Raw genomic sequence first — 17,482 nt, 5'->3', positions numbered from 1 at the left:
ATGAAGAAAATCATTAATGAACCACAAAACATTATCGAAGAAATGCTTGAAGGAATGGTAAAAAGTTATTCAACACTTGTTCATCGCGTCGATGATTCCAGAGTAATTGCTAAAAATCAAACAGAGAATGCACAAGTCGGATTAGTTTCTGGTGGCGGAAGCGGGCATGAGCCTGCACATGCTGGTTTTGTCGGTGACGGAATGTTAAGTGCAGCGGTTTTAGGTGATGTCTTCACTTCTCCTACACCAGATCAAATCGAACGCGCTATCGAAGCAACCAACCAAGGCAAAGGTGTTTTATTGATTGTTAAAAATTATACTGGTGACATCTTGAACTTTGAAATGGCAAAAGACTTAGCCGAAATGAACGACATTCCAACAGAAATCGTTGTTGTTGATGACGATATTGCTGTAGAAGACAGCACTTATACCGCTGGAAAGCGTGGTGTTGCCGGAACAGTTCTTGTTCATAAAATCTTAGGTGACGCTGCACGAAGTGGCGCTTCTTTAGCAGAATTAAAAGAGCTCGGTGAAAAGGTTATCCAAGCAACCAAAACGATTGGCGTTGCTTTAGCAGCGGCAACTGTCCCTGAAGTTGGGAAACCTGGTTTTACTTTAGCAGAAGATGAAATCGAATTCGGCGTTGGTATTCATGGAGAGCCAGGATATCGTCGCGAAAAATTACAACCTTCAAAACAATTAGCACAAGAATTAGTTGAAAAATTAGTTCAGGCTTATCCAGAAACGCCAAAAAAAGTTGGTGTCTTGGTCAATGGTATGGGTGGCACTCCTTTAATGGAACAATTTGTCTTTATAAATGATGTGTTAACTTTACTTGCGGCTAAAGATATTGACGTTGATTTCCACAAGGTTGGGAACTATATGACCTCTATTGATATGCAAGGTCTTTCTCTGACATTGATTGATTTGACAACAACGGAATGGACAAAAGCTTTAACCAGTCCAGTTGCAACCATCTCATGGGGCTAATTTAAGAAAATGATTGACTAAAGGAGAATGACAATGGATTTAACAGTAGAAAAAGTACAAGCATGGTTGAATGATTTTTCTCAAGAAATCGAAAAAAATAAACACATGCTCAGTGAATTAGATACGCCAATTGGTGATGGTGACCATGGAAACAATATGGCTCGTGGCATGGCAGCTTATCAAGAAGCATTTGCTGCACAACAACCGAAAACTATTACTGATACATTTAAGATCTTAGCCATGTCTTTGATTTCAAAAGTAGGTGGGGCTTCCGGTCCATTGTATGGTACAGCATTCATGAATTTTGCCAAAGCAACAAAAGAAGTTACTGCCATTACAAATGAAGAACAGCTAGGTGAACTTATACAAGAAGGATTGAACGGGATCCAATTACGTGGAAAAGCCAATGTAGACGATAAAACAATGGTCGATGTTTGGGCTCCTGTAGCTGAAATACTCAAAAAAAATCAACCCTTAACAACAGAAGAAATCACATCTGCCAAAGAACATACAAAAGAGTTACAAGCCAAAAAAGGACGCGCTTCTTACTTGGGTGAGCGTTCTATTGGCCATATTGATCCGGGTGCTGCTTCCAGCGCTATTTTGTTCCAAACGTTATTACCTTATCTTAACTAGAAAGAAGCAACTGACATGAAAACAAATTATGATTTTATGATGCCTAGCGTCAATTTCTTTGGTCCTGGGGTCATTGCCAAAATTGGTGAACGTGCAAAATTGTTAGGCATAAACAATATTTTGATTGTAACTGATTCTTTTTTACATCATTTAGAAGATGGACCTGTCAAACAAACCGAAGAAAGCTTACGATTAGCTGGGATTTCTTATACTATTTTTGACGGTGTCGAGCCAAATCCTAAAATTCGTAACGTTCAAGCCGGAGCTGCGATGTATCAAGAAAATAATTGTGATAGTATCATCACTGTTGGTGGTGGTTCTGCCCATGATTGTGGTAAAGGAATTGGGATTGCCCTGACAAATGGTGAAGATCTTGCAAAATTAGCTGGAATCGAAACGTTGACCCAACCATTACCACCACTGATGGCCGTGAATACCACCGCTGGAACAGCTTCTGAAATTACACGACATGCCGTGCTAACAAACGAAGATACACATTTGAAATTTGTCATTGTTTCGTGGCGAAATGTACCTTTAGTTTCTTTCAATGATCCATTGTTGATGCTTGATGTTCCAAGTAAATTGACAGCAGCTACTGGAATGGACGCTTTGTGTCACTGTGTAGAATCTTACGTTTCAGAAAATCGTAATCCAATTACAGATGCTCAAGCAATTCAAGGAATGAAATTGATTGGCCAATATTTACGTCGAGCGGTTGCGAATGGTCATGATGTTGAAGCACGTACCAATATGGCTTATGCTTCTTTACTTGCCGGAATGGCATTCAACAATGCCGACCTAGGTTACGTTCATGCGATGGCACATCAATTAGGTGGTCAATATGATGCCCCACATGGCGTTTGCTGCGCTGTGTTAATGCCGACTGTTGAACGTTGGAATATGATTGCTAGTCCAGAACGCTTTGCTGATATTGCTACTTTCTTAGGAGAAAACATTACTGGATTATCTCCAATGGAAGCAGCTGAAAAGGGAATTCATGCACTCGAAAGAATTTCTGAAGATGTTGGTATCCCAACAAATATCAAATCAATTGGGGCAGACCCAAAAGATTTTGAATTGATGGCTGAAAATGCGTTAAAAGACGGCAACGCCTTTTCAAATCCACGCAAAGGTACAAAGTCAGACATCGTTGAATTATTCACCCGTTCTTACGAAGCCTAATTTTTACTTAACAGAGAAAAAAGGATGAAGCAAAACGAAATAACGTTTTGCCTCATCCTTTTTCGTGCATAAAATTGATTAATTCAAAACAACTTTTTCTAACAATTCACCAGATTGATGCGTGCCATCCAACCTTTTTTCACCATGAAGTGTCACTACGCGCTCCATGTTCAAGATGATGACCATGACTATTGTTGATTTTTTTTGCGTGCGAATATAATCTAAATCCATCTTTGCAATTTTTGTTTTACTTGAAACTTTATCTCCAGCTTGAACAAATAGCTCAAATCCTTCGCCATTCAACGAAACTGTGTCGATTCCCATATGAACCAAAATTTCCACGCCATTAGTTGTTTTGATTCCAATCGCATGTTTAGAAGGAAAAATTGTGGTAACAACTCCGGATACGGGCGCATAAATTTCACCATTGATTGGCTCAATAGCAAATCCATCTCCCATCATTTTTGTCGAGAATACTTCATCGGGAACATCCTCTAAAGGTACATAAGCACCTTGGGCTACCGCATGTAAATCAACTTCATTGGTTACAAAATCTTCTGTTTCTTCTTTTGGTACAAGTAGATATGTCACTAGAAACGAAGAAACTAAAGCAATCAAAATACCTAGCACTGCAAAAATAAAATATTGCCCAATGTAGGCCGGCAAACTAAAAATACTCGACAAAATATAACCATAAATTCTAACCCCAAAAAAGCTAATGAACGCTGAAGCTAAGGCACTACCAATCGTAGCCGCAGCAAAAGCTTTCTTATACTTCGATAAAATACCAAATAGCGCTGGTTCAGTGATTCCTAAAATACCTGAAATTGCTGAAGATAAGACAATTGTTTTTTCTTCTTTTGTCGTTACCTTGGTATAAATTGCTGCAGTTGCACCAGTGATTGCCATGTTCGCCATAAACATCATTGGCATTAACATATCATAGCCTTGATTTGCAAAATTTTGTAACGCAATCGGGGTCATTGCATGATGAAGCCCCGTAAATATCGCGATTGGGCGAATTGCGCCAACGACAATTCCAGCTAAGATCGGTGATATTGCAAATAGCCCTTCTACCCCACTTGCCAATAAGTTTCCTAGAAAAATACTGATGGGTCCAATGACCGTTAACGAAAGTATTCCTGCAATAAATAATGATAATGTTGGCGTGAAAACAGTTCGTAACACTTGCGGTAGAACTTTGTCGACCCAACGATAAATATAGCTTAATGCTAATACGGCAAAAATAATTGGAATAACTGTTCCAGCATAATTAAATACAGGAACTGGAACTAAGCCAAATAATAAGAATTGAGAGACTTCTCCTTGTGCAACAGCTGCCGTCATAGTTGGAAATTGCATAGCTGCTGCAATCGCAATTGCTAAATACTGATTCGTTTGAAAAATTTTCGCAGCAGATGCTGCTACAAAAAATGGTAAGAAAGTAAACACACCGCTTGCAATCATATCAATAACCAAATAGGAATCTGTTTGATTTGAAAGTACATTCAATGCTACCAATCCAGCCATCAGTCCCTTGATCATCCCAGCACCAGCAATCGCCGGCACCAGCGGACCAAAAACTCCAGAAACCGTATCCATAAACAATGATACAAGTCCCTTCTTTTCACCTGAATCAACTATCCGTGTTTCCTCCAACCCTAATTCCTTTGCCAATGGAAGAAAATAGTCTGCGACATCCGTTCCAATAACTACTTGTAGTTGGTCGCTCTGATACTTTGTCCCAACCACATGTGGAATTTTTTCTAACGCCTCATAATCAACTGCTTCAACTTTTTTTAAGTTAAATCGTAAGCGTGTCATACAGTGCCAAGCATTATTAACATTCTCTTTTCCACCAACAGCTTCAATGATTGCTTGTGAAGTTTCTTTATGATTCATTTCTCGCTCCTCCTTGTTTGCGTTTACACGAGCTATATTAGCATGGAGACATCTCGTTGTAAAACCAGTCCTATTATACAAACAACTAACAAAAAACTTTATTTAACAATATTCCCAAACAAAAAAAATGATAATTGGACTGATTTTTAAAGCTATACGACCTTTTTTTTAGGCCAAATTGACAGCGCTATAAATGACATGTTTTACTAACTACGAAGCACAAGATTATTTTCTATAGGAGTGAATATAATGACACCAACAATTATTACGAACATAAAAAGTTTTGCGATCAAACCAGATCGGCATAATTTATTAGTGGTCAAAGTTGAAACAAATAAGGGCGTTTTTGGCTTAGGTTGTGGTACTTTTCAGTTCCGCCCACTAGCTGTCAAAACTGTTGTGGATGACTACCTCAAACCTCTGCTTATAGGGCGAGATGCAAATCAAATTGAAGATCTTTGGCAAATGATGAACGTTAATTCTTATTGGCGAAACGGTCCAATTACTAATAATGCAATTTCAGGCGTTGACATGGCTTTATGGGATATCAAAGCAAAGTTAGCAGATATGCCACTCTATCAACTACTAGGCGGAAAAGCACGCACCGCAATTCCCGCATATACACATGCAGTTGCTGATAATATTGACGATTTATTCAGTGAAATTGATCGTTTCTTGTCTGAGGGATACCAGTATATTCGTTGCCAATTAGGTTTTTATGGAGGTAATCCAAAAAATTTGCAAACACCTGAAAATCCAATCGCTGGTTCTTATTTCAATCAAGAAGAATACATGGATACCACACTAAAAATGTTTGCTACCATTCAACAAAAATATGGTCATCAATTTCAGATGCTTCATGATGTTCATGAACGTCTTCATCCAAATCAGGCGATTCGTTTTGCAAAGGCTGCTGAACCTTATCATTTATTTTTCCTAGAAGACCTTTTGCCTCCTAATCAAAATGAATGGCTTACACAACTCAGAAATCAAGCTTCTACACCTATTGCTACTGGGGAACTATTTAATAATCCAATGGAGTGGCAAGAACTTGTACGAAATCGAATGATCGACTATCTGCGTGCACACGTTTCTCAGATTGGTGGAATTACACCTGCACTAAAATTAGCTCATTTTTGTGATGCAATGGGAATTCGTATTGCTTGGCATACTCCGTCAGATATCACACCAATTGGCTTAGCTGTAAATACACATTTAAATATTCATCTTCATAATGCTGCTATCCAAGAAAATATTGATGTGCCAAAAAATACACAACAGCTTTTTGGGCATATTCCTCAACCTAAAAATGGTTTCTTCTATCCAATTGAAGAAGTCGGCATTGGTGTTACATTTAATGAAGAACTAGCGGCTGAATTTCCGGTTGTTTATCGACCGCATGAATGGACACAAAGTAGGACGCCAGATGGGGCAATTGTTACGCCGTGAGAAAGGTTGTGAGAGAAGTGCTTAGCTCCAATAAATAAGAAAAAATTACCAGAAATTGCTTCCCAAATTTTTGAGTAATTTAGGCTTATTTGGAAGGAGTTACTTCTTGAACACCGAGGAAAAGGCTGTGGCGCAAAGCGTTTAGCTTCAAGCAATAAGAATGCTTTTCTAAAAATAGTTTTCCATATTTTAAGAAAAGAGGACTTATTGCCGAAGGAGCTGCTTTGGGAACACCGTGAATAAGGTTGTGGCGCAAAGCGTTTAGCTTCAAGCAATAAGAATGCTTTTCTAAAAATAGTTTTCCATATTTTAAGAAAAGAGGACTTATTGCCGAAGGAGCTGCTTTGGGAACACCGTGAATAAGGTTGTGGCGCAAAGCGTTTAGCTTCAAGCAATAAGAATGCTTTTCTAAAAATAGTTTTCCATATTTTAAGAAAAGAGGACTTATTGCCGAAGGAGCTGCTTTGGGAACACCGTGAATAAGGTTGCAGCATAAAGCGGTTAGATTTGAAAAAAACAAGTACCAACAAAAAAATTCAAGATATACACTAAGAGGCAAAGACAATTCAACTGATTGTCCTTGCCTCTTTCTCATTAGCTCATCAATCAATTCTTGATTGATGAATCATTCGATCAAATGGACGAATATAGGTAACCGAGTAATCAATAGCTGTAATCTCACTGTATTCAAAAATCCGACCATCAGCCAATAAAGCTCGATTTTTGATTTGCATTGCTGGTGTTCCTCTTCTAACCATTAAAACTTCTGATTGTGCCTTTGTTAAAGTCACTGGCGTGTAGTTACTAATATAATGTGAAATTCGGTACCCTTCTTTTTCAACAAAGCGTTGAATCGAATGTTCGACTACTTCTTTTGTTACTTTAGGGAACAATTTAACTGGCAACAATGATTTTTCTAGTTGCTCAATTTTATAGTTCACTAATCGAATTCGCGAAAATGACCAGATTTCTTCTCCAACTTCTAATTGAAATAGTTGACACTCTTCACTACTTGCTAAACGTTTTTCTAACGTCAACATTTTAGACTCTATTCGATCATAAGGCGTGCGTGTCAAAGAATTAAATATCAATGGGTTCTTAACCCATTTTTCGTGAACAAAGATTCCTGACCCTTGAACGACGCGCACAATTCCAATCTCCTCTAAGCTTTTGATTGCTTGTTGAATCGTAAAACGAGATACTTGGTATTTTTGTGCGAGTGTTCGTTGGGCAGGCAACTTACCATCCTTGAACTCTTCTTGATAAATTTTACTCAGCAAATCTTGAACAATAAATTCCTTTTTTTTCATAAAAAAACTCCTCATCTATAAATGATGACAACTCATGATAAGCAGACCTATCTTTCATTTTTCCCAGTTATTTCTTCTAGTATAGCAAATATTCACACGTTTTATTATTCATCAAAAAAAGGCTACGACAAAAGTCGCAACCTTTTTTAGTTACATGAGTTGATTCAAAGTGACTCTTCTATATAGATATAACTTACATTTACTACAAAGCATTGGAAGTTACTTTGAGTGCCTGCTCATTATCTAGTCGGAGCTAAATGTTTTGCGCCACAGCCTCTATTTACGGTGTTCAAGAAGTAACTCCTTCAAAATAAGTCTAACTTTCACAAAAATTTGAAAAGCAATTTCTGAAAATTTATTCTTATTTTTTGGAGCTAGGCACTTCTTTCACAACCTCTATCCACGGTGTTCCCAAAGCAACTTCTTCGGCAATAAGTCCTCTTTTCTTAAAATATGGAAAACTATTTTTAGAAAAGCATTCTTATTGCTTGAAGCTAAACGCTTTGCGCCACAACCTTATTCACGGTGTTCCCAAAGCAACTTCTCGAAATAACTCACAACTGGTCAAAAATATGAAAAACTATTTTTGGCAGTTGCTCTTTATTCTTTCGAAGCGAACCACTTTGCGCCACAACCTCTATTTACTCGTTACCGTCCCAATAATTTCGTTCACTTCACCATCTTGGCCAGTTGTTACTGAGAATGTATCGATTTTATCTGGATTTGTAAAGACAACGATCATGTCAGCTTCTTTACCACTTGCCTTCAAACTTGCTAGATTGACTTTTGCAAGCATTTGTCCACGTCCCACTTGTTGTCCTTCTTTAACAAAGACAGTGAATGGTTCACCATTTAATTGAACAGTATCGATTCCCATGTGAACTAAGACTTCAATTCCAGAGTCAGTTACTAAACCAATCGCATGTTTTGTAGGAAAGACACTTGTCACTTTCCCAGCAACTGGCGCAAAAATTTCGCCTGATTCAGGAATAACTGCAAAACCGTCACCCATCATTTTTTGTGAGAACACTTCGTCACCGACTTCAGTGATTGGAATCACTTTCCCAGTAGCTACAGCATATACATCTTGTGTTTGTGGTCCTTCTGGTTTGCTGATTTCTTCGGTAACTACTACTGTCCCAGCTGATTGGCTGACAGGACTTCCATGTAATTTACTCATTTCATCTGCTACAAATTGAACCTCTGTTCCAACAATAACTTGGATATTTTGATCATCAATTACTTTCAATCCCGGAACACCAGTTGCTTTGATTTTTGATTGATCAACTTGTTTTGTATCTTTCACTTGTAAACGAAGACGTGTTGTACAGTTATCAATTGATGTCACATTGCTTGCTCCACCAAGAGCCGCATAGATGCTATCTGCTAAAGCAGAAAACTTATCGTTACCAGTTGCTAAATCAGGCGTTTCTTCACCTGTACCTTCTTCGCGGCCTGGTGTCATCAAGTTAAATTTCTTGATAACAAACATAAAGGTAACATAGTAAACGACAGCCATAACCAAACCTAGTAAAATCAACATGTATGGTTTATTCGCAATTGGTACGCGTAAACTCAAGAAGAAATCAATAAAACCAGCACTAAAGTTAAATCCTGCTGTCCAATGGAAAAGTGCTGCTACAAACATTGAAATACCTGTTAAAGCTGCATGAACAACATACAGTGGCCAAGCAACAAACATAAATGAAAATTCTAGTGGTTCAGTAACACCAGTAAAGAATGAAGCAAATGCAGCTGCTAACATCAATGAAGCTGTTTGTTTTTTCTTCTCTGGACGAGCACATTGATAAATGGCTAACGCACCTGCTGGTAATCCAAACATCATTACTGGGAAGAACCCAGCTTGATACATTCCTGTAATTCCTTTTGTTCCTTCACTTGCCCAGAATTTACCAATATCATCAATTCCTGCAAGGTTGAACCAGAACACATTGTTCAACGCATGATGCAAACCTGTTGGGATCAATAGACGGTTAAAGAAACCATATAGTCCAGCACCGACTGCTCCCATTCCAGAAATCAATTCACCAAATGAAACAAGCGTATTGTAAACTGGTGGCCAAATAAAAATCAATAATGCCGAAATCAAAGTCATTACACCAGCAGTTACAATGGGAACTGCGCGCTTCCCGCTAAAGAAAGATAAAGCCATTGGCAATTTTACTTTACTAAAACGATTGTACATTGCTGCGGCAACTAGCCCAGCCAAAATCCCAATAAAGACATTTTTGTTGTTAATTGCGCCAAACGCAATGTTTACTTGTTCAACATCAACTTTTGTGAACAATGCAACTGATGCACTACTTACCAAAGTCATCGGTGTCAAGAAAGCAACCAACCCTGCCAAAGCTGAAGAACCATCTTTGTCTTTCGACATTCCTAATGCCAAGCCGACCGCGAACAACAATCCTAAATTATCTAAAATCGTACTACCAGCTTTAATTAAAAAAGCCGCCAAAATATTATTGCCACCCCAACCACTTGGGTCAATCCAATAACCAATCCCCATGAACAAAGCTGCTACAGGTAATGTTGCAACTGGCAACATCAATGAGCGACCCATTCTTTGCATATAAGCTTTCATCTTTTTCTCTCCCTAATTTTTAATCACAAACAGCGCTACGTAAGCGTTCAATGTGGATTGCTAAGTATCCCATTTCCTCACTCGTAATCGACATTTGATATTGTTTAAGTAATAAAACACGAATTTTTTTCGTCATTTCATAACTTGCTATATATTTTTTCTTGACCATTTTTAAAATATCTTCATCCAAAACAGCGTACTGCTGGTTCTTATAACGTTGTAATAATAATCTCAAGTGATTTGCTAAACGCGTGTAGCTCAAAGACATCTCTTGAGTATGCAAATCAACCTCAAGCTCTGCTTCGATTAAACGAATCACATCTGAAATAATTGTCACCTCTCGAATACTTCGATGATTGTTCAATTGATTTCTGCGACTCGAATGAATATGAATGGCAATATAGCCTGCCTGATCGTAAGTAAATGGCACATCTAACGTTTTCGTCAAATGTTCTACTGCCCATTGTGCAATTTGAAATTCTTCAGCGTACAAAACTTCGATTTCTCGTAATAGTTTGTTACGAATCACGATACCATTTTTCATATTTTCGGCAGCAAATGCGATATGGTCTGTTAATGCAATCAAAATATGTTCATTCAACGGCTCCATTAAAATCGTTTCTGCATGCTGAATGATTTCCTCAGCTGCAAATAAATATTTTTCATCAATTTGATTCAATAAGTTTTGCAAACGAAGTTGTCCTTCCGGTTCCATGACAAAGAGGCGCTCGATGTCCTTCATAAAAATAAGGTCATTTCGTTTCTTCTCAAAGCTGATCCCTTTTCCAATTGCAACTTTTTCTTGTCCGTCATCGTCTACCAACACAGCATTCTGATTAAAGATTTTTTTGATTTTCATAATGAGTTCCTTTTCTGCAGAAATAGGTTTTTGATTTCACAACTAACAATCATTTTCCAGAAATTTTTTGGCCTAAAGAATTTCCAGACAAAAGAAAAGCATGGAAAAATCACCTGGAAAATTGCTCTCCCACGTCATCTTTCCATGCCTAGTATGATCTAGTCACATGAAATCAATATTGTTAACAATTAAATTGTATAGACCAAATAGTATTTTGTCAACCGCTTTCTTTATTTTTTTATTTTTTGCGTTTGACAGTTGCTTTAACTTAACTCTGGCCAGAACTCTTTGTTTGCTTCGTGAAGCTCATCTAAAACTTTTTTACCCACTGTATAGTTAGGAATTGTTTTATTTAACATAACTGCTTCTAATGCTGTTTGATACGACCCTGACAAAGCTGCATCGACTGTCATTTTTTCGTAAGCTTTTTGCATCTCCATCAGTCCTTTTTGGAAAGTTGGTATGTGTCCGACGGTAATTGTTTCTGCCCCCATACTTCCCACATATGCTGGAACTTCGATTACTGCTTCTGGATCAAAATTTGCGATTGAGCCCTGATTTTTTTTGTTGACCGTAAAGCGTTCGCGTGTATTGTGGATAATCGCATAGGCAATATCCACAATATAATTTCCGTGGACACCCGCGTGTAAGCTTGAATCTTTGGCACTGCCATTAGCAATCACACGCCGACATTCTTCGTAAATTCGTTTTTCACGACCTTGCATTACGTAATCGCCACGAGTAAATGAAGGATCATCATGCACAATCATTTCGTCTGGTGTTAAATAATACTGCAAGTAGCAATTTGGGAAATATTCTGGGAACCGTTTGAATAAACTAATCATCTGACGATAGGTATCGATCCAATATTGATCTTCTTTCGTTTCATCATTTGATTGTAATAATGTATCGATTTTACCAGAAAGAACGTCTTCTCTTAAGATTGGTAAAAGGTCTGTTCCTGTCTCATCAATAATATTCGTCCACCAACCAAAGTGATTCATTCCAAAATATTTAAAGGTTAAGTCACGTAAATCTTTATTGAAATATTTAGCTATCGCACCTTCAATTGAAATCGGCATATCACAAATACACAATACATTTGCATCAGGAAATTCTCGATAGATTGCTTCTGACAAAATGGCTTCTGGATTTGTGTAATTGAGAATCCACGCCTTTGGACAAATTTCTTTTACCTTTCGAATAATTTCTAACACTGCTGGAATCACACGCATAGCAAATGAAAATCCACCTAGTCCACAAGTTTCTTGCCCAACAACACCATTGTTAAGACAAATTTTTTCATCAATTGCACGTTGTTTGTTCAAGCCTGGTCTAATTTGCATGAATAAGAAATCAGCATCAACTAATGCTTCATCAATGTTTGTTGTATAACTAACTGCCACTTTTGAACCTAGTTCTTGATAGTACATTTTCGTATATTGGCCAAGTAGTGACACTCTTTCTTCATCAATATCATATAAAACTAATTCACTTAGATTCAATTCTTCTGCACGTTTTCGTAAAACTTCTAAAATTCCTGGTGACTGTGTTGATCCTCCACCAATCATTACAAATTTATTTCCCACTGTTGTTTTCCTCCATTTATCTTAATTATTCATTTCTTTTAGATGAGTCAGATACGCTTCTACTTTTTCCCGTTCTTCTTCTACACCCATCCCAATAATAATCTGGATATGCTTTCCTTTATCCACAATACCTGACGCCTTCACTTTTTGTTTCAGTAAGTCGATGTCAACTTTTTGTTCATCTTTTACATCTACTCGTAGACGCGTATAGCAGTTAACGATGCTTTCAATATTTTCCGCACCGCCTAAACCAGCAACAATTGTTTGTGTTTGCGGCTCAAATTCACTATCGATACCTGTTGTAACAACTGTTTCATCAAGTGCCGCAAGTTGAGCTTCACTTTTCTCGCGTCCTAAAGTCGGAATATCTAAACGAACAATCAATTGCTTAAATACGACATATTCTAAGACAGCCGTTGCAAGAAACATAATTGGAATCAAGTACTGATGACCTAGCCGACTTGGAAATGCAAAGCTGTTGATAATCATATTGATGCCTGTATCAAATTGGATATTGATACCCACTAAATTTGTAAAGAATAAGCTTAGTCCGTAAACAACTGAATGTGCTAACCATAAAACAGGTGACAAGAATAAAAATAAAAATTCTAATGGTTCAGTCACACCCGCTAAAAATGCCGTTGTAACCATTGGAATTAAAATAGCCGCAACTTTTTTACGATTCTCGATTCTAGCTATTTTCCAAATAGCAAAAGCAATCCCAATAGGCAATGAAATCGAACCAAAATTAGATAGATAACCAATAGATGGATGCATTGATGTGATTTGACTAGCATTCCCCAATTCCGCCAGCCAAATATTGTAAGCTCCTTCATAAACTTGACCTGCAATTTCGGCGCTTCCCCCTAATGGTGTATAAAAAATCGGCATCCATAAGAAATGATGTAATCCAAGTGGTAGCAATAAACGATTTAAGAAACCATAAAAGAAAAATCCGGCTGAGCCAGCAGTTGTTGTTGCCTTAACTAAGCTTTCAACACCGAAATTAATCATTGGCCAAACATAAGTAATACCCATTGCAAACAAAATCGTAACAAAGACAATCAATAAGTAAACAGACTTTGTCCCAGAGTAAGGTGAAAGATACCGGTGCAACTTAATCTCACCAAATCGATTCACCATCCAGCCAACCATCACTCCTAATGAGATTCCTAAAAAGACCCCCATGTCTGTGACTTGAATCCCGAAGACCATTCCTTGACCAGTTCCATAAAGACCTTGTTCACCTGCGGTTGCTAAACGATCAGTTATTGTTAACCATGAATTATTTGCGTATAAGAAAAGCAAGTAAGTAATAATTCCTAAAATGGCGGCATCCGTTTTGAACTTTGGTTTTGCCAAAGCTGCAGCAATCCCCACACAAAAAATCGCACTTAGCTGTCCAATCATACCTGAAGACAAAATATTAAATACAAAATTCCCGACATCTTTGGTGAAAGTTGGCATCATCTCAAGTTTTAAGATTGCACAGACAGACAAAATAATCCCTGTAACAGCCATGAACATCACTGGTTGGATAATTGCTTTAGAAAAAACACTAGCCGACTTCATAACTTTCTCTTTCATTCTATTTCTCCTTTTTTAGTTTGGCTTTATGCTACTAAGCTACTTGCTAATGATTGACAATCAAGTGACCTGCTGAGATCTCTTGATAATTACACAACGTGATCTCTTGCTCATCCAATAAATTTTTTAATTGTTCAGCACACAAAATGGCAACTTCTTTGGTTCGTTGAAGATGAAAACTTGAGCCAAAGTATAACGACTCATCAACAAATGCTGGATGAACCATCAATTCAGTCACCTCATCATCTTCTACTTGTTCCACTACTGATTGGATCTCGGCCAAACAAGCAGCCATATTTTCAGCAAATGATTGATTCAAATCACGAATCGAAGGATAATTCATCAAATCAAGAAATCCACTGATATTTTTTTGATAAGGTAAGTTGATTTGTTTTTCCAAATCAAATGCGTTTCGAAAGCATAGCTGGTATTTTTCAGCAATTCGTTGCGTAATCGCTAAATTTTCTGGGAATGTATGCACATGATGATGGCTATCTAAATGGGTTAGTTTCAACCCATTTTCCAACAAGTAATCGATTTGACTTGACCATTCATGGAAAATCTCTTCTTCTTTCATAAGCGGACGATTTTTTTTATAATCTTCCAAATGATAAAATTGCCCTTCTTCATTTGTTAATGACGTTGCAGGTGTCAATGGTTGCCCGCAAGTCAATACAAGATGCCCACCTACGCCAAGTCCCTGATTCTCTTTTGCAAGCTGAATCGCTCCGTCTCTTCCTGACATGTTCGCCATCAAAGTAGTCGAAGTTAATACCCCATCTTGATAGGCTTTGATAATTCCTGCGTTGACAGCTGCAGAATAACCAAAATCATCTGCATTGATAATTACTTTTTTCATGCTTAACCTTCTTTCATCAAAGAAAATAGATTCATACAATTGTATTTGCTTTCTTTATAGCCATAGTATAGTATCTTAATAAAGCGCATACAATGCTTATTTAACAAGTTGACTCCGTTTTCACACACTGAAAATATTTTCAAGAGAGGAACTATTCAATGACAAAAATTTATTATCTTAATCGTTTATTCCCAAATAACTCATTTCATTCAGAAGATGAACGAATGATTGAAAAAATTGTCGAAGCAATCCATAGTGATGAAAACTTAGATATTCGCAATATTGCCAAGATCAATTACACCTCGCCTTCATCAATCAGCCGCCTAGCCAAACGAGCAGGATTTAATAATTTCAAAGAACTTATTTTTTTTCTTTCCAATAAGTTTTCTGCCTCTTCAGTCAATCAAATCGAAGAACTTTCGTTTGTCACAACTAATCATGAATGGGAAAAAATTGATTGTTACTTCAATGAAGCTTTTTCTGAGAGAAAGATCTATCTGTTTGGCGAGGGATTTTGCCAGTTTCTCGTTGATTATACTTACCGAAAATTATTACTAAAAAAAATTTATGCAATCGACTTAGAGGGAGTGGAAATTAGCCTCGTTACTGACGAAACCCCACATACCTTGATTACTTTTTCTCAATCTGGTGAAAATCAAAATGGTTTAATCAAAATGAACGAGTGCAAAAATTACGGTGGACATGTTATCACGATTACGGCTAACGAAAACAGCAGTTATGCCAAAAAAGGAGATCTCTCATTTCTAGTCGAAAGTGGTACTGTTGACTCTGGACCAGAAAATCAACAACTGAATTATTTTTTCGGTAATGCTTTAAATTTGATTGAGTATCTGATTGCTCGTTATGCCAATTGATAATACCACTAAATTTGCTATTGTTTCTATTCACTCGTTGAATCAATGCATCGATTTTTACCAATCAACGATGCAAAAAAGGACGCTAATTTTGTACCCACTTCCAAAACATTAGATTTTTAATCTATTTTTTGGGGCAGTACATTCCTCGCGTCCTTTTTCTGATATTATTTATTATTTTATAAGCCTCACCGTTTCCCGTAGAAAAAACAAAATTTCCTTTGGTCTTTTTAGTCAATCATTTCCCATTGACTTCTCCAAGCGCCAGTGTGAATAGGACTACATTCAAGATAGCCTAGGTTATTTTCTATATGGATTACTTGTGTCGGTTTCCAACGATTCACGAACCGAGTGTAATTACCGACGGTTTCTTTTTTCCACTGTGCACTGTAATACGTTTCTGGCACTACGCCGTGTTCTACATAACCTTTTTGGTGCTCATTGTGTAACAACTCATTTGTCCTTGCATTTTTAATCAGAAAATACTCACCTTTAGGAATCATTTGCCACTTTTCAAGATTTTCGTTTGTCGTAGACAGAATCACCTTGTCTGATTCCGTAGCCAAACTAAGAAATTCACCTGTCTCACGATTTTTAATTCCTTGTTTTGGTATATCATAGCCCGCATCTTTTTTATAAACCCGTACATAATCAATCGCCCATTCTTTAGGATAGACCTCATTGTGTTTTCCTGACCCTGCGTCTGTGTATATATTTAAAATCATCCCCATTGGATAATCTGGTGCTTGATTAATTGTCCTGAACAATTGACCATCAAAATAAAATTTCAGTGAACCAGGTTCCCATTCCATACCATACGTATGAAATTCATTAGTTAAGCTATCTACTCCAACTGCTCCTGGAACAACAGCTTCTGCACCGCCAATTGTTGTTGTCGTACTATCTGTCCACGATCTTGAAAAGAAAGGATCATTCCAACCATATGTGCATACTTGCCATAAGCCTTTCTGGCGATTGTCTTCTGTAACGTTCTTTGTTCCAACTGGTCGCTGAACATTTTTACTGTAATCAAAAAAAGTTTCAATAATATCAATTTCGCCTGTTTCTTTTGAATTTTCCCAATCATTCGTGTCATTTTGCATACCAACTAACCACCATGCTTGATGACCGCCACCACTACTATTTGATAATTTTGCTCGAATTTCAAAATAACCATACGTTGTCGCATACCCACCAGTTTTCTCATCCCCCAACATTTCATTTTCAGGTGAGATAGGAGACATTAGCTTCTTGCTGCCACTAAAATTATGAATCCAGTTTTTATTAAATGATTGAATTGCACTGGATTTGACACCTGTTGTTCCGTATCCATAATTATCCTTGTCTAGTGTTGGTGCCCAAGCTTTTTGATCTGGTTGAATAGACTCAATCAATTTTCCTTCTTCAAAACGATAATTTGCTTTGGCATCATCCGGATTATCTGCCCAATGTTCCAAATACTTATCGCTCCATTTTGATTGATCCAAAGTTGGTCCATTAAATTCATCATGAAAATCTAGGGTATATCCATTTTTTTCTGGAATTTGTTCCTCTGCTGCTACCACTTTTTCTAAACTCAATCCAACACTTACCACAGCCAATACACAAAATAACTTCCTCATAAAAGAAACCCCTTTCA

Annotated in this window: 14 protein-coding genes; 5 read left to right on the top strand and 9 right to left on the bottom strand. The window is 37.4% G+C overall.

The window, feature by feature from the left end:
* From dhaK to RV17_RS03770, 3 genes are read left to right on the top strand one after another with little or no spacing between them, the layout of a single operon-like run.
* Nucleotides 1-990 (top strand): dihydroxyacetone kinase subunit DhaK, encoded by a 990-nt coding sequence (gene dhaK / locus RV17_RS03780; protein WP_071868577.1) that lies wholly within the window; start codon nt 1-3, stop codon nt 988-990.
* 33 nt (nt 991-1,023) lie between these two features.
* The gene (gene dhaL / locus RV17_RS03775; RefSeq protein ID WP_071868576.1) at nt 1,024-1,626 is read left to right on the top strand and encodes a dihydroxyacetone kinase subunit DhaL; all 603 of its coding nucleotides are present in this window, start codon (nt 1,024-1,026) and stop codon (nt 1,624-1,626) included.
* Between the two features lie 15 nt (nt 1,627-1,641).
* The gene (locus RV17_RS03770) at nt 1,642-2,808 is read left to right on the top strand and encodes an iron-containing alcohol dehydrogenase (RefSeq protein ID WP_071868575.1); all 1,167 of its coding nucleotides are present in this window, start codon (nt 1,642-1,644) and stop codon (nt 2,806-2,808) included.
* A gap of 78 nt (nt 2,809-2,886) precedes the next feature.
* On the opposite strand, the gene RV17_RS03765 is transcribed toward RV17_RS03770, so the two are convergent.
* Complete coding sequence (locus tag RV17_RS03765) at nt 2,887-4,710, bottom strand: glucose PTS transporter subunit IIA (RefSeq protein WP_071868574.1); 1,824 nt, start codon at nt 4,708-4,710, stop codon at nt 2,887-2,889.
* A gap of 249 nt (nt 4,711-4,959) precedes the next feature.
* Here RV17_RS03765 and RV17_RS03760 point away from each other — a divergent pair, with 249 nt between their 5' ends.
* Nucleotides 4,960-6,159 (top strand): enolase C-terminal domain-like protein, encoded by a 1,200-nt coding sequence (locus RV17_RS03760; protein WP_071868573.1) that lies wholly within the window; start codon nt 4,960-4,962, stop codon nt 6,157-6,159.
* Nucleotides 6,160-6,244: 85 nt separating this feature from the next.
* Here the strand turns inward: RV17_RS03760 and RV17_RS13220 are convergent, their stop codons facing one another.
* The 7 genes from RV17_RS13220 to RV17_RS03730 all read right to left on the bottom strand — a co-directional run bounded on the left by RV17_RS13220 (nt 6,245) and on the right by RV17_RS03730 (nt 14,968).
* Nucleotides 6,245-6,754: a hypothetical protein gene (locus tag RV17_RS13220; RefSeq protein WP_143139921.1), complete on the bottom strand. Its 510-nt coding sequence runs from the start codon at nt 6,752-6,754 to the stop codon at nt 6,245-6,247.
* Between the two features lie 7 nt (nt 6,755-6,761).
* Nucleotides 6,762-7,469, bottom strand: a complete 708-nt coding sequence (locus tag RV17_RS03755; RefSeq protein WP_071868572.1) for a GntR family transcriptional regulator — start codon at nt 7,467-7,469, stop codon at nt 6,762-6,764.
* A gap of 637 nt (nt 7,470-8,106) precedes the next feature.
* Nucleotides 8,107-10,074 (bottom strand): N-acetylglucosamine-specific PTS transporter subunit IIBC, encoded by a 1,968-nt coding sequence (gene nagE / locus RV17_RS03750; protein ID WP_067483212.1) that lies wholly within the window; start codon nt 10,072-10,074, stop codon nt 8,107-8,109.
* Between the two features lie 19 nt (nt 10,075-10,093).
* On the bottom strand, nt 10,094-10,933 hold the full coding sequence (locus RV17_RS03745) for a PRD domain-containing protein (RefSeq protein ID WP_067483214.1): 840 nt from the start codon (nt 10,931-10,933) through the stop codon (nt 10,094-10,096).
* Between the two features lie 263 nt (nt 10,934-11,196).
* Nucleotides 11,197-12,522, bottom strand: coding sequence for a family 4 glycosyl hydrolase (locus RV17_RS03740; protein WP_071868571.1), 1,326 nt, complete (start codon nt 12,520-12,522; stop codon nt 11,197-11,199).
* A 21-nt stretch (nt 12,523-12,543) separates the two neighbouring features.
* Nucleotides 12,544-14,109 (bottom strand): PTS transporter subunit EIIC, encoded by a 1,566-nt coding sequence (locus RV17_RS03735; protein ID WP_071868570.1) that lies wholly within the window; start codon nt 14,107-14,109, stop codon nt 12,544-12,546.
* 46 nt (nt 14,110-14,155) lie between these two features.
* Nucleotides 14,156-14,968, bottom strand: coding sequence for a carbohydrate deacetylase (locus RV17_RS03730; protein WP_071868569.1), 813 nt, complete (start codon nt 14,966-14,968; stop codon nt 14,156-14,158).
* A gap of 158 nt (nt 14,969-15,126) precedes the next feature.
* Between RV17_RS03730 and RV17_RS03725 the strand changes: the two genes are divergently transcribed.
* Entirely contained in the window at nt 15,127-15,843 is a 717-nt protein-coding gene (locus RV17_RS03725; RefSeq protein ID WP_071868568.1) for a MurR/RpiR family transcriptional regulator, read from the top strand.
* A 230-nt stretch (nt 15,844-16,073) separates the two neighbouring features.
* Here RV17_RS03725 and RV17_RS03720 read toward each other — a convergent pair whose 3' ends face one another.
* Nucleotides 16,074-17,465 (bottom strand): glycoside hydrolase family 16 protein, encoded by a 1,392-nt coding sequence (locus RV17_RS03720; protein WP_083571962.1) that lies wholly within the window; start codon nt 17,463-17,465, stop codon nt 16,074-16,076.
* Nucleotides 17,466-17,482 lie beyond the last annotated feature (17 nt).

Source organism: Enterococcus thailandicus, from assembly GCF_001886265.1.
Classification (GTDB): domain Bacteria; phylum Bacillota; class Bacilli; order Lactobacillales; family Enterococcaceae; genus Enterococcus_B; species Enterococcus_B thailandicus.
The sequence above is the reverse complement of the archived record's forward strand: the minus strand, read 5'-3'. Positions and strand labels throughout refer to the sequence as shown.

Excerpts from the sequence above, each read along its gene's own strand:
- RV17_RS03745 (WP_067483214.1), bottom strand. The coding sequence starts at position 10,933 with ATGAAAATCAAAAAAATCTTTAATCAGAATGCTGTGTTGGTAGACGAT.
- RV17_RS03755 (WP_071868572.1), bottom strand. The coding sequence starts at position 7,469 with ATGAAAAAAAAGGAATTTATTGTTCAAGATTTGCTGAGTAAAATTTAT.
- RV17_RS13220 (WP_143139921.1), bottom strand. The coding sequence starts at position 6,754 with ATGAGAAAGAGGCAAGGACAATCAGTTGAATTGTCTTTGCCTCTTAGT.
- RV17_RS03770 (WP_071868575.1), top strand. The coding sequence starts at position 1,642 with ATGAAAACAAATTATGATTTTATGATGCCTAGCGTCAATTTCTTTGGT.
- dhaK (WP_071868577.1), top strand. The coding sequence starts at position 1 with ATGAAGAAAATCATTAATGAACCACAAAACATTATCGAAGAAATGCTT.
- dhaL (WP_071868576.1), top strand. The coding sequence starts at position 1,024 with ATGGATTTAACAGTAGAAAAAGTACAAGCATGGTTGAATGATTTTTCT.
- RV17_RS03730 (WP_071868569.1), bottom strand. The coding sequence starts at position 14,968 with ATGAAAAAAGTAATTATCAATGCAGATGATTTTGGTTATTCTGCAGCT.
- RV17_RS03760 (WP_071868573.1), top strand. The coding sequence starts at position 4,960 with ATGACACCAACAATTATTACGAACATAAAAAGTTTTGCGATCAAACCA.
- RV17_RS03725 (WP_071868568.1), top strand. The coding sequence starts at position 15,127 with ATGACAAAAATTTATTATCTTAATCGTTTATTCCCAAATAACTCATTT.
- RV17_RS03735 (WP_071868570.1), bottom strand. The coding sequence starts at position 14,109 with ATGAAAGAGAAAGTTATGAAGTCGGCTAGTGTTTTTTCTAAAGCAATT.
- RV17_RS03765 (WP_071868574.1), bottom strand. The coding sequence starts at position 4,710 with ATGAATCATAAAGAAACTTCACAAGCAATCATTGAAGCTGTTGGTGGA.
- RV17_RS03720 (WP_083571962.1), bottom strand. The coding sequence starts at position 17,465 with ATGAGGAAGTTATTTTGTGTATTGGCTGTGGTAAGTGTTGGATTGAGT.
- nagE (WP_067483212.1), bottom strand. The coding sequence starts at position 10,074 with ATGAAAGCTTATATGCAAAGAATGGGTCGCTCATTGATGTTGCCAGTT.